Annotated in this window: 10 protein-coding genes; 9 read left to right on the plus strand and 1 reads right to left on the minus strand. The window is 44.6% G+C overall.

The features are described from left to right. Positions 1–258 precede the first annotated feature (258 nt). The 7 genes from ICC18_RS06500 to ICC18_RS06530 all read left to right on the plus strand — a co-directional run bounded on the left by ICC18_RS06500 (position 259) and on the right by ICC18_RS06530 (position 11,277). Positions 259–2,808 carry a cohesin domain-containing protein gene (locus ICC18_RS06500; protein WP_188173551.1) on the plus strand — a complete coding sequence of 850 codons (2,550 nt, stop codon included), beginning with the start codon at positions 259–261 and terminating at the stop codon, positions 2,806–2,808. A gap of 265 nt (positions 2,809–3,073) precedes the next feature. Continuing rightward, positions 3,074–5,872: a fibronectin type III domain-containing protein gene (locus ICC18_RS06505; RefSeq protein WP_188173552.1), complete on the plus strand. Its 2,799-nt coding sequence runs from the start codon at positions 3,074–3,076 to the stop codon at positions 5,870–5,872. A 429-nt stretch (positions 5,873–6,301) separates the two neighbouring features. Next, positions 6,302–6,958, plus strand: a complete 657-nt coding sequence (locus ICC18_RS06510) for a CpsD/CapB family tyrosine-protein kinase (RefSeq protein WP_188173553.1) — start codon at positions 6,302–6,304, stop codon at positions 6,956–6,958. A gap of 41 nt (positions 6,959–6,999) precedes the next feature. Continuing rightward, positions 7,000–7,746: a YveK family protein gene (locus ICC18_RS06515; protein ID WP_188173554.1), complete on the plus strand. Its 747-nt coding sequence runs from the start codon at positions 7,000–7,002 to the stop codon at positions 7,744–7,746. Positions 7,747–7,749: 3 nt separating this feature from the next. Further along, positions 7,750–9,135: an oligosaccharide flippase family protein gene (locus tag ICC18_RS06520; protein ID WP_188173555.1), complete on the plus strand. Its 1,386-nt coding sequence runs from the start codon at positions 7,750–7,752 to the stop codon at positions 9,133–9,135. Between the two features lie 34 nt (positions 9,136–9,169). Then, positions 9,170–10,024 (plus strand): glycosyltransferase family 2 protein, encoded by an 855-nt coding sequence (locus ICC18_RS06525; RefSeq protein ID WP_188173556.1) that lies wholly within the window; start codon positions 9,170–9,172, stop codon positions 10,022–10,024. Continuing rightward, positions 10,021–11,277, plus strand: a complete 1,257-nt coding sequence (locus tag ICC18_RS06530) for an O-antigen ligase family protein (protein ID WP_188173557.1) — start codon at positions 10,021–10,023, stop codon at positions 11,275–11,277. Before ICC18_RS06525 ends, ICC18_RS06530 begins: the two co-directional genes overlap by 4 nt. Positions 11,278–11,582: 305 nt before the next feature. On the opposite strand, the gene ICC18_RS06535 is transcribed toward ICC18_RS06530, so the two are convergent. Beyond that, complete coding sequence (locus tag ICC18_RS06535) at positions 11,583–11,954, minus strand: helix-turn-helix domain-containing protein (RefSeq protein WP_188173558.1); 372 nt, start codon at positions 11,952–11,954, stop codon at positions 11,583–11,585. Positions 11,955–12,132: 178 nt separating this feature from the next. Between ICC18_RS06535 and ICC18_RS06540 the strand changes: the two genes are divergently transcribed. Both ICC18_RS06540 and ICC18_RS06545 read left to right on the plus strand, forming a co-directional pair. Then, a complete protein-coding gene (locus tag ICC18_RS06540) occupies positions 12,133–12,570 on the plus strand; it encodes a hypothetical protein (protein WP_188173559.1) in 438 nt (145 codons plus the stop codon). A gap of 17 nt (positions 12,571–12,587) precedes the next feature. Then, a complete protein-coding gene (locus ICC18_RS06545; RefSeq protein ID WP_188173560.1) occupies positions 12,588–13,367 on the plus strand; it encodes a tyrosine-protein phosphatase in 780 nt (259 codons plus the stop codon). The last annotated feature ends 106 nt before the right edge of the window (positions 13,368–13,473 follow it).

Consider the following 13,473-nt stretch of genomic DNA (forward strand, 5'->3'; position numbering starts at 1 on the left):
GCTGATCTTAGCCTGAAGGGCGAGTTCATATTCTCCGGGGCTAACCATGGAGAGGAACTGACTGGTATATTCCGTTATACGACAGGGCGCAGCGAGATGATCATCCCGCATCAGAAGCAAGATCTTGAATGGAACTTGGTACAAAGCTGTAGGAGGTACTTTGTTTAAAATCAATGCTGACGTTGGGAAGTGACTCCATGGACAAATGTCCATGGGGTTTTTATATACGTTAATGTAGAAAGGACAAGGTGAGAGGCAATGAAAATAGGTCATCTGAGCTTTTTATTTGCGGTGCTGATCGTATTATTCTTGTCAAAAAGCACGTACGCTGAAGGGGGAATACGCATTAAAGTTTTGTTTCCAAGTGACGGACATCCCGAAGATACGGCCGTGTGGGTCAGCGCAGAGATTGCATCGGACAGTAATTTGAAAGCGGTTACTGCTAGAGTTGAGAGCAAAGAGGCTCAGCTCAAAAAGGAATGCCTGTATGAAGGGTACTGCATATGGTCGGGTTCGATTTCGCTGGAAGGGCTGGAGAAAGGATTAAAGACAGTTACCATCGAAGCGGTGAATCAGACGGATCAAACGGCTCAAGCTTCAAGGTCATTCGTTTACGACTCGCCACCGGTTGTTTCAACAAACTTTGTTAATGGGGCTGTGATTACAGAGAGTCAATTCCCTGCAGCAGTAACAACAACCGATGATAACTCTGTACCGCATATCAACATTAAACTTAAAGATACCCGCATGTATCAGGAATTGGAAAATGTGAATGGAACGGGAAGAATAGAGCATACCTTCGACTTTTCCAAATATGCCGGGCAGCGAATCATGTACGAAGTAAAAGTATCCGATGGATTTAATGATGCTTCAGGCAAACCGATGATAAGGTATAGTACGCGTGGTGAGTTATACATAGAACCCGGAGAAAGGATCAATCCGATCGATCAAGTTACGGGCTCAATCATTGACTTTAATGAAAAATTCCTTCTTTATCTGCATGCTGACGGTACTCTTTTTTCCAAAAACCGGATTTCCGGACAAAGTTCATCCGTATTTAAGTTCGAGTCGGACAAATATATTTTACGGGAAGCAGAGCTGACTTCCGAAGGAGCCGTCATTTGGATTTATGAAGAAGGCGACTCGCCGAAAGGTAGGATTTACCTCTTCAAGGGCGGTTTGTTAACGGATACGGGAATAAGTTTCCCGGATCGATGCTGTTTTGAAGATTACAAGCTCAATCTCATCCAGTCCAAGGGCAAGTATGCTCTGCTCGCATTCAATGAACCGATATGGATAAATACGGAGACCGGTGATACGGACCGGTTGACCGGCGTACAGGCAATTGCCTCGGACAATGCGATTTCAGATGACGGTCAATTTATGTTTGTGAGGGAATATATTGGAAACTCCCAAAGAGACATTTATCGTTATGTCTCCAAAGGAAAATTGGAACTCGAAGTTCAAGGCGGTGACTATCCGGCTTTTTACCAGAATTTTCCCCAATGGGATGGATATACGCTTGTATATCAACTTGCCAATCAAAAGCTTCTCAGGAAAGTAGGCAGCGTAGTTAAGGAGATATCGCCGACAGCATATTTCGATTTCAAGTTGAATAACGGATGGGTTGCGTATTTTCAAAAACCGCCAGGCAGCGGGATTCCTCAGCTGTACGAACAAGACCCGGAAGGGACTGTAACTCAGATCACCTACAGTAGTAATAATGATACGATACTTGCAGATTTGGCGCCGGATGGGAGTCTTGCCTACGCTTATCAAGGCAAATTACACATCCGTATTCCCGGCAATGAAACGCCGATTGAAGCGGGCAACAGCAATGCGCTCTTAAAAAATGTGAATGGCAAATGGTATAAAGCGATGAACCGCGATCTACTGGAGATCAAGCTGAATGATGCCGATACGATACCTCCGTCATGGCCGTCGGGAGCGCAGCTGGAAGTGACGGATGTAACGAATAGCAGTGCGAAGCTGCAGTGGCCGCAAGCGCTGGACAACGCAGGGGTAAGCCAGTATCAAATCTATCGCAATGGATTGCTGGTAGATACCGTGAACGGATCCGAGAACGGTTACCAAGCTGCAGGCCTGGCGCCTCAAACCACTTACTTATCCTCGGTGGTGGCGCTGGATGCTGCGGGCAATGCAAGCACCGGCAATCCAAGCCAGAATGTGACAACGCTGGCGAACGAACCGGTTCCGATTACGGCGATCATATTTACTTCCGGCTCTGAGATAGCGGAGGTCGGGTCTACGATCGATGTACAGATCCGCGCCAACGACGCCAAGGACTTGTACGCGTTCTTACTGAAGCTGCAGTACGACACAAGCCGATTGAAGCTAACGAAGATTGCCTACAGCAGCGAATTCGGCACGGAGAACGGCAGCGCAGTGTTCGGCAAGGACAACAATGCGCCTGCCGGACTATTGAAGCTAACAGGAGCGCAGATGGGAGCCGTACCAGGCAAAAACGGCAGTATTGGTTTAACAACATTGAGCTTTACAGCGCTCAAAAACGGTGAAACGGCCCTGAATCTGCAGCCGGAATCAGCGGTAACAGACAGTAAAGGCAGCCAGCGGAATCTCGCGGCAGCTTCATTCTACATCGCCGTCGGCGGCGGAGATTTTGATCATGACGGCAAAGTGGGACTTAGCGACCTGTTCCTCATATCACAGAAAAACGGCTTGAAGAAAGGCCAGCCCGGATATGAAGAGCAGTACGATTTGAAGCCGGACGGCGTCATTGACAGTAAAGATATTCAGTATGTTGCGAATAAGGCGGCGAAGGGTTAAAACATGTTCAAACACTCTGCAGATGGGGGTCTGCGGAGTATTTTTTTGTTATTAAATTTAAATAAATTGTGCGTGAGCTTACAAAAATTAGGAGGTTATTCGCTTTTTGTATCGAATAAAAAACATATGCACCAGGTAATTGCATTCAATGTGATACATAATGTATCAATGGGGGGTGTAGTGAATAAATAAAATCAATAAAATCCCACTGAGTTTATTACTCGTTGTACTAGCCGGATTCGTTTTTGAAAGGTGGATATTATAAATGAGAAAATCAGTACTGAGCGTGTTATTTGCATTTGTGGTTATTTTACTATTTTCAAGTAACACTTATGCAGCAGGGGGGATTAACGTCAAAATCCTATACCCAAAAGCAGTAGGCCCGGTCCCTGTTGATACCAATTTTGTTGTTGGGGCAGTAGTGAATTCATTATCTGAGATCAAGACGGTAAAAGCTAAGGTTGGAAGCAAAGAGATTTTGCTGCAAAAAGTATGCCAGCCTGCAAATGATTGCGTATGGACAGGCGAGTTTTCATTGGAAGGGCTCGAAAAAGGCAATAAGACACTTGTGGTAGAGGCAACGAATCAAAACAATCAATCCGCACAGGCTACCAGTGCAATCAAATACGATTCGTCACCGGTAGTGACCATTGAGGGACCGGAAGATTCATCAGTTATTATGTCAAACAGTCTGCGTATCGTTGTAAATGCAACAGATGATTTTTCTGTACCCGAGATTAAAGTGACGGTGTCGAGCTTTAGTGATGAAGGAATCGTGAGTACCGGTTCAGGAGTTCTTGATCATACGTTTGATGTTTCCAAATATGCAGGTCAAATTGTTAGGGTCCATATCGAGGCTTCTGATGGGAATTATGTAGACGGGAAACTGGTGCAGCGATTTGACAAATATGTCCACCTACTTGCGGAGATTAGCGATCGATTAAAGAAGGTTGACCAGGCGGCCGGGCAGATTATGGACTTTGACGAAAATCGCTTGCTGTACTTAGTATACAACTCTAACAACTCTGGTCTATATATCAAAAATCGTTCTACCGGCGATATTACATTAGTGGATTCATTAAGCGGACCTAAATATTTCGATCAAGCCAAGCTTACATCGACTGGGGCAGCTTTTTTGATCAGCAATCATGAAGATAACCAAACGCGTCTGTTTACTTGGAAAAACAATAAGCTGACAGATGCCGGAATCGGAACCCAACTTAGTGATATTTGCTGCAAACTGCAGGTCAAGGGTGACTATGTGTTTTACCCTAATATCCGGATAAACGCCGTAACGGATGAAATCATCCAAACCTTGGGGTCCCAAACGGATCTTGCGGCAAATGGAGAATATGTATATGTCAATAAGCCGGCAGGGAGTTGGCGTTCCTATATTTACCGTCATCGTTCTGACGGTCAGGAAGAAACAGTCGTTCAAGACACTAATAGTTGGGACATCAGGTTGCCCAAATGGGATGGCAATGTCGTCGTTTACTGGGGAGATGGCAGTGTTTTCAAAAAAGAGAATGGTGTCATTACGGAGCTCAGCCACAATACATCGGGGAATTATGCAATTAATCAAGGCTGGATCGCTTTTACGAAAGGATTGCCAGGGCAAACACAGCAAATTTACTTGCAGTCTCCAGAGGGTTTGGTGACCCAGGCGACCTACAATTTAATCAATACTCCAGGTATTGAAAATCTTTCGACGGATGGTACAGTTTCATTTATTCAGAACAATCAGCTGTATTTACAAACACCGCTCGATGAGCCTCCTATTTATCTGGGGTCAGCGATAGGTAAAACAAAAGTAATTAATGGCAAGTGGTTCAAAGCTATTAGTACAGTTCTATTCGAAATCAAATTAGCTCCGGGTAATTCGACGCCACCCGCATGGCCGGCACCGAATGTGCTTACAGCGGCCGATGTCACGGGGCAAAGCGCGCGCTTGCAATGGCAGCCTGCGACGGACGATGTTGGTGTGACCGCCTATAATATCTATCAAAACAGCAGCCTGCTGAATACGGTCAGTGGCGATGTATATAGCTACTCCGTAAGTGGACTGACGCCGAACACGACATATTCGTTCGAAGTCGAAGCCGTTGATGCGGCGGGCAACAAAAGCACTGTAAAGCCGGCGACATCGGTTACGACACTACCGGTTTCGACCGGTGACACGGTTGCTCCCGTTTGGCCGGCCGGCACGCAGCTTACCGTGACGGACGTAACCTACAGCAGTGCGAAGCTGCAGTGGCCGCTGGCGTCAGACAATGTGGGTGTGAGCCAGTATCAGATTCTGCGAAACAGTGAGCACATTGATACGGTAACAGGGACCGTGTACAGCTACCAAGCTGCCGGCCTGGCTCCCCAAACCACCTATGTGTTCTCTGTGGTGGCGCTGGATGCGGCAGGCAATGCCAGCACCGGCAATCCGAGTGTGAGCGTGACGACACTCGCCAACGTTCCGGCGCAGACTACGGGAATCGCGTTTTCATCCGCTTCTGAGATTGCCGAAGTCGGCTCCACGATCGATGTACAGATTCGCGCCAACGACGCCAAGGACTTGTACGCGTTCTTGCTGAAGCTGCAGTATGATACAAGCCGCTTGAAGCTGACGAAGATTGCCTATATCAGCGAATTCGGCACTGAGAACGGCACCGCCGTGTTCGGCAAGGACAATCAGGCGGCTGCGGGACTCTTGAAGCTAACCGGCGTACGGCTGGGAGCTGTACCTGGAAAAAACGGCAGCATCGGTCTAACCACATTGAGTTTCACGGCGCTCAAAAACGGTGAAACGGCACTTACGCTGCAGCCCGAATCCGCTGTGACAGATAGCAAAGGCAAGCAGCAAAATTTAGCGTCAGCCTCGTTCTACATCGCAATCGGCGGCGGGGATTTCGATCATGACGGCAAGGTGGGACTCAGCGACCTTTTCTTGATTTCACAGAAAAATGGTTTAAAGAAAGGTCAGCCAGGCTATGACGAGCAATTTGATCTAAAGCCGGATGGCATCATCGACAGTAAGGATGTTCAGTATGTCGCTAATAAGGCGGCAAAGGGTTAGTTCATAGTGGACGATTGACATTCCCAGGATACCGGGGGTGTCCTTTTTTTTTGCAGGGGTATGCACCTATGGAATACACATATTTTTTACAAAAATTAGGAAAATATTGCACGACATTTATAAAAAAAATGTTATAATTAGAATATTCCATGCAACTATTATGTTAGTAATGTCAGTTATGATACAAATTGTATCTAGTTAATGAGAAGGGGGCGGAGAGCGTGAAAATGGCGTTTTTCTCTATTAATGGAAAAGCCCTATAAAATCTAAAAGTTTATAACCTTGTACCTACGTATTATATCCCACGTTTTGTATCTTTATTTTCCGTTAATTAGAAATTATCTGCTTGACAAGATCCAATATGTATCATAAATTAGACCTATGAATCAAGATACATATCGTATCCAAACCCTATAGAGAGGTGTTTGCATGGCGCAAAAAACAATCAAGCTGCCGATCATGATCGATGTGAGTCCAAGGTCACGAATTTCCGATGCATATCGCACACTTCGTACGAATATCGAACTATATGACGAACCGGACAATCTTAAGGTGATCTCGGTAATATCTTCTTATCCTGGCGAAGGGAAGACTACGACGGCTGTTAATCTTGCAGTAGCTTTTGCCCAGGCAAATCAGAAAGTGCTCATTATCGATGCGGCATTTCGCAATCCTTCTCTACAAGATATTTTCCTGGTGCATAATCAGACTGGGCTTAGCGAAATCTTATCAGCTCGAGACGAAATCGAAGATCCGGTTCAAAGTACCCATATTCCCAATCTGTTCGTACTCACAGCGGGGCTTGCACCGGACAATCCCTCCGATTTACTTTCCAATCATACGTTCTCCTCAATTATCAACACGTACAGAGAGGTATATAACAAAATTATTATCGACACTTCGCCAATGTTCGCCATGTCCGAATCTATGCTGGTAGCAGCGAAAAGCGACGGAGTTTTGCTAGTGATTGAACATGGGAGAGTGAAAGCCGAAGTGCTGGCCAATTTGAAGACGACCTTTGATCGTTTGAACATACAGATCGTCAGTGTTGCCATCAATAAAATGAATAAGAAATATATAAGTTGAGAGTGATAGGAACAGGGTAGCGGAATTGCGGAGGGATTTGAATGGAATTAAAGGATTTATTTCACGTCATCAAAAAAAGGATCTGGGTCATTATTACCATCAATATTTTAGTTACAGGAGCAGCTGCTTTTTATTCCTTTAACTTCATAAAGCCTCAGTATGAGGCGAAGAGCAATTTGGTCGTCAACAAAACGAATGAAGCTTCAGGCGGGTTGGTATCTTACGATTCATTGATGGCCAACAAGGGATTTATTGCAACCTACAAAAGAATTATTCAGAATCCGGCGATTCTAAGTAAAGTTCTCGAGCAATACCCTGATATAGGACTATCACAGGCGGAATTAAGCGAGCGCCTCGAGGTAAGCTCGGAAGACAATACACAAATTATTACATTAGGATTTAAGGATTTTTCGTATGAAAAAGCAGCCTACATCGTCAATGCCGTATCCAAAGTATTTGTTACTGAAGTCCCGTCAATTATGAAGGTTGATAATGTCGTCATCCTCAATGAGGCTGTGGCCTTAGATAATATGGGACCTGTGACCACAAAACCGCTAATCGGTACGATCGTCGTATGGTTTGCCTCACTCGTCTTGGTGATAGGTGCAGTGAATGTGCTGGAATATTTCGATACTACGATAAAGTCGGGAAATGACGTAAGAAAAATACTAGGCGTCACTGATGCAGTAATAATTCCCAAGTTCAGCAAAAAAGATTTGAAGCAGGATCGGACTATCAATTCCAAGCAAAGCAGATCGAACAAGCAAACAATGGCGGCAGGTTCATAAACTATGGATAAGAAAACATTGATGAACAAAGTTTTGTCAGGCGGAGGGTGGGCGTTAACCGGTAAGCTGATATTCGCGGCTGCCAGCCTGCTGATCAATGCCATGCTATCCAGATTGCTTCAGCCGCAGGAGCTTGGGACCTACTTTATTGCCTTCAATATTGCGTTCTTTGGGAGTATTGTCGGAATGCTCGGTCTTAATCAAAGTATAGTCAAATTTCTAGCTGAGAATAGGCGGCTCGCGAAATACCGGGAGATGCAGAGAGCGGTTCAACTGGTTATAGGCATTGCTCTTCTGGGAGGCGCCGCCATATTTGTCTTATACATCAGCTTTCAGCATTTTCTCAACCTGAATTTGTTCCATTCTCCGCTTCTTGAACAGCTCGCTGTACCGATAGCTATATGGATACTGTGCAACATGTTTCAGCAACTGCTCGCGGAAAGCTTTCGGGGACTGGATGATATCCGCTTCGCTACAATTTTCGGCGGTCTCCTTTCCAATTTGCTACTGGTCGCTGCATTATCCCGATACTTCTTTACCGGACATCCGGTACTGTCGGATGTAATCTTTCTGGTTAACCTCTCGATTCTGCTCAGTATCGCAATTTCTTTAGGGGCTTTAATAAAGAAGCTTCGCAATCTTCCAACTGCTCCTGGACAGCGCTCAACTGTCCCGCATACAGCTGAAGCCAAACGAATTCTTGCCATTTCGCTTCCCATCATGGTTTCAGCCGTCACTTTATTTTTCCTCACCTCATCGGATATTTGGATTTTGGGTGTTTTTCGGGATTCCGATGAAGTTGCGGTTTACGGCGCTGCGACCCGATTGATTGCGCTGATTGCCCTCTGCGAAATCGTCAGCAATTCAGTTTTACCCTCTCTAATCGTCACCATGAACACAAAGGAAACCCTCCCGCAATTACAGAAACTTGGTCGGATCGTTACCACAATCTCATTGTTACCCGCAGCTGCGATTTTGTTCATATTCATGCTGCTGGGACCATGGATTCTCGGAACCATATTCGGTTCCTTTTATCAGCAAGGTTATTGGGTCCTTATACTGCTGAGCATGGGCAGAGTGATTAACGTGTGCGGAGGTGCGAATGGATTATTAATGACGCTGGCCGGATATCAGAAGACGCTGATGTACATTACATTGATAACCAGCATAATCACAGTCATAGCAAGTATACTTACGGTTTCATCCCTGGGGGCGCATGGATTAGCGGCAGTTATGCTTGTCGGATTGGGTTTACAGAACGTATTCATGTGGATTTGGGTGAAAAAGAAGATGGGTATCGTGATTCATCCGGATTTTCCATTGCTGATTGACGAAGCGAGAACATATTTGGACAAAAAAAGAGCCCAAAATGTAACAAATGTGAACTGAAACCATAAAAATGTGCTTAGAGGTGCAGCAGTATATGAAGAGAGAAACCATACCGGTATCCGTAATCATTATGACTAAAAATGAGGAAAGACGAATTCGCAGGTGCTTGGAAGGGGTTAAAGCATTTGATGAAGTATTTGTTGTAGATTCCAACAGTACGGATCGTACGGCGGATATTGTAAATGAAATGGGCGCAATTCTCGTTAACTTCACTTGGGACGGCAAGTACCCGAAGAAAAAGCAGTGGTGTCTGGAAAACCTGCCTTTTAAGCACGATTGGGTCATTTATGTGGATGCCGATGAAATCGTCACTCCCGAAGCAGAAGCGGAAATTAAAAAATTGTTCCAGAAAAAGCCTGAAGCCGACGGATATTTTGCCGGATACGACTATATCTTTATGGATAAAGTGCTGAAGTACGGCCACCGAATGTACAAATTAATTCTTTTCAACCGCAATAAGGGGAGATTCCTGGATTATGACGATTTGGACGCCATGAATATGTGGGAAGTGGAGGGGCACTACCAGCCGCAGATTTATGGCAAAACGGAAGTGCTGAGTAAGCACCTTATTCATTTCGATCATGATTCTTTATTCGATTATTTCGCCAAGCATAACCGGTATTCCGATTGGGAAGCGGTTGTCCGGAACAAAGGCCTCTTCTCGAACTTGAACGAATCGCAGATTGCCATTCGCAAAGTGCAGAAGAAAATATTCAACAAAATGCCGATGAAATGGGTGTTCGCCTTCTTGCATTCCTATTGCTTGAAGTTAGGTTTGTTGGATGGGAAAGCAGGGTTCCACTATGCGTTGGCCCGCTCGATGTACTACTGGCAAGTTGGTATCAAAATGTATAGTCTTAACAGTGCAAACAAGGATAGAGCTCTATGACCGGTTCTATCAAAAGCAGCTTGTACATTGCTCTAGCTCTTCTGATCTATGCGACGCTGAGCTCTCCGTTTCCGCAAAACCCAGGGGTATTCGAAGCTGCCGTAGCTCTTTGCCTTATGTTGTTTGTCCGGATACCGATAGGTGCTTTAATCGCTGCGGGATCTTTTCGCGGAATGGATCAGTACAAGAGCTTTCCAGTGTGGCTTCATATGCTGTTCTTCTACCTGCTATGGTGGGAGTTGATTAACGGTGCCGTGCTGCAAGGCAACAATCTGGTCGATGTGATTCGCGACCTAATCCCATTTATTTATTTATTTATGCCGCTTTTTCTACTCCCTGCCATGCAAAAGGCGAAGCTTGATTGGGGAGCGATTCTGCCTTGGATCATTTCCCTGGTTGGCGTCATTTTTTCCATTCGGTTCTACATCAAGGCGGATATCAATTTGACCGAAATCGGACGCAGGTACTTTTCCGACTATCTGCTCTACTTCCCGTATGATCCAAGTGTGATCTTCGCAGGTATATTTCTGCCGCTGATGGCGATCCAAATATGGAGAGTTAAGAGTCCAATCCGTATGATCGGCAGTATCGTGATGGTTATCGGGGGAGCCTTGGCGCTAGGATCTTTGCTGGCAGTTGCGCAGCGTGCGCCGATAGGTCTTGCAGTTGTATGCTTTACCGTCTATGCGTTAGGTGTGGCCCGTCAGTCTATCGGCAAATTGGTGTTGGTGCTGGTCTTGTTTGCTTCCGTATACATGGTAGCACAAGATCAGATTGCAAGCTCCCTGGATCTGCTGCAAGCCAAACAAAGCGAGTATGGGGCTAATGGGAAAACGGATGAAATGTTTACGATTTTCAAGGAAGTTGCGAAGGATCCTTCCGCTTTTTTCCTGGGAAGAGGTTGGGGCGGACTATTTTTTGATCCTATCTACATGGCTAAAGTATCGTATACACATTCAGTCATTACCTACTATATGTTGAAGGCGGGGGTCATTGGACTCATAACTTTCATTTTGTATTTGGGATGGGTTCTGAGCCGCATGTTGAAGGCATTTACAATGAGCCGTTTGCCTGTCATTCTAGCCTCCATAGTTCCAATGAGCATTGGTATGCTATTCCAGCCGAGCTATAAATGTTTGTCGTATGGAGTCATTTTAGCACTAGTTTGTGCCTTGCCTTCGCGCATGAAGGCGATGGAACATAAGCCTCAGGAAATCGATCAAGTAGGCAGGTTTGTCCAAATAAGCAGCTGATGTTGAAGTATTGAGTTTGTGATACATTTTGTATCTGTCGAAAAACAAAGAAAACCCGAAAAGTCGCGGGTTTTTCCAATAATCAGGGAAAATTCGCTTTGAAAATGTTCTTGACACGATACAAGATGTATCATAAATTAGGTACATAAGAGAAAATGCTGCACATAATATGATCCTAAAAAACGCTTGGAAAAGAGGTTCTTACATGAAAGAAGAAACTCCCATCACGCTTGACATATTAAAGGTGTTAGTGCAGCTAGGTCTGACAGAAGAAGCGTATCATAGCAACGAGGAAAATCAGCTCGTTACTTTAGAGAACGCTCAGCCCTCACAAAAGCTATAAATCGCTTTGCTTCCTCTGGTGTCAATTTATTTCCGTCCACGGTTAGTGAAAACTTCTCAAGAATGGCATCATCCGATAACTCCAGTTGGTCGACAAATTCCCGCACATCTTGATCAAGCACAATGTCTGATTTATTCGTTCTCCCTAATAAATAATCTATAGTTACATGAAAAAAAGATGCGATTTTAGCGATCGTATCGTAGTCAGGTTCTCTTCGGGAAGTCTCGTAATGAGATAGGGAAGCTCTCGAGATTCCTAATTTATGTGCTAATTCTTCTTGGGTCAGCGCATGTTTCTCGCGCAGTAAGGCAATCCTGTCCCCATACTTTGTCATAATCTAAATTCCTCACATTTCGATAAGCATAATAGTTTCCATTATTACCACTGTGTTAGACCTATTATACCAGTGTATGTCAGATTGGAAAACTAAAAAATTGATCTTGTTTATTTGTATGATACGTTCGTATCATTTCTTGGGGGATTTTTGCCTGTTTATGAAAGGAAGATGAAAAATGGTTGCTGCCGAAAGTAAAGAGCAAAGATATGTTAACAGGAGCCAGCCCCGAATGAAAGGGTTTATACAACTTGCAACATTGAAAGGGCAGAATGTGAACTCTAAATTAGCTCCCATTGAGCTGTTATCCATGGATCGTTATGGAATTAGATTTATCTCGCAATTAAAGCTTCCTGTAAGTCAAGATGTCGTTTGGCGCTTTCAATATCAAGAAAATGATCCAATTGCGGCAGAAGGTATATTAACTAATGGATACAGCGGGGCTTACGGCAATGAATATGAAGCCAGGTGGCTTGACGTTGGGAAGGCAGGAAGTTCGCTTCTGGAGTCTATACTTTTGAATGGGCAGTTGCATTATATTTTGTTTCAAGCTTTACAAAGCTACGTCTGTCAAGAATCCCCCGCTAAGCTTCACACAATTGATTTATTTGGTTAATGAGAGGGGGGAATATTATGTTGATCGATACCCATTGTCACATTTTGCCTGGACTTGACGACGGGGCCGGTACTATGGACGATGCCATTGAAATGGCCTGTGATGCGCTTCAGCAAGGTATACACACCATTGTGGCAACCCCCCACCACGCTAACGGTAAATATGATAATGAGGCAGAAGCTGTCGAGAATGCGGTGAATGTTCTCAATGGTGAACTCAAGCTGAGAAGTATTGATGTGACGATTCTTGTCGGGCAAGAGATTCGGCTGTTCCTGGGATTAGTAGACGAGATATTAGCTGGAGTCGTCGTCTCTTTGAACAAATCAAGATACTTATTGGTTGAACTTCCTTCTCAAGAAATACCTGCATATTTTCATGAAATGCTGTTTGAACTGCAACTGCTGAATATTACGCCTGTTATCGCACACCCGGAGAGAAATGCGGTGTTCTTGAAGCAGCCAAAGCTGCTGAAAACGCTGGTTGAGAATGGAGTTTTATGTCAGGTTACTTCCCAATCTTTATTAGGCTTATTCGGCAAGAAGGTCCAGAAGCTTGCATTTGAGTTATGCAAGGAGCAGATTGCACATTTGATTGCATCTGATGCCCATAATATGGGCTCAAGATCCTGCACACTTTCAAGGGCCCATGCTTATTTATGTGCACATTTAGGCGAAAAAAACGTAAATACATACATGCAAAATGCGGAATTATTGATTCGTAACGAAGTCATTCAGCCTTTATCCGTTGGGCGAAAGAAGAGAGAGTGGTTCCATTTTCTGTGGCCGCAATCCGTTTAGAGAATTCAGGCAGAGGATTCGACATAGCGATTCTTTTTTTGAATTAACAATGATACGAAATGTATCTTGTTACTCTGACTAATTCGTATGTAAAGAAATGAAAAAT

Source organism: Paenibacillus sedimenti (assembly GCF_014534655.1).
In the GTDB taxonomy this organism is placed as follows: domain Bacteria; phylum Bacillota; class Bacilli; order Paenibacillales; family NBRC-103111; genus Paenibacillus_E; species Paenibacillus_E sedimenti.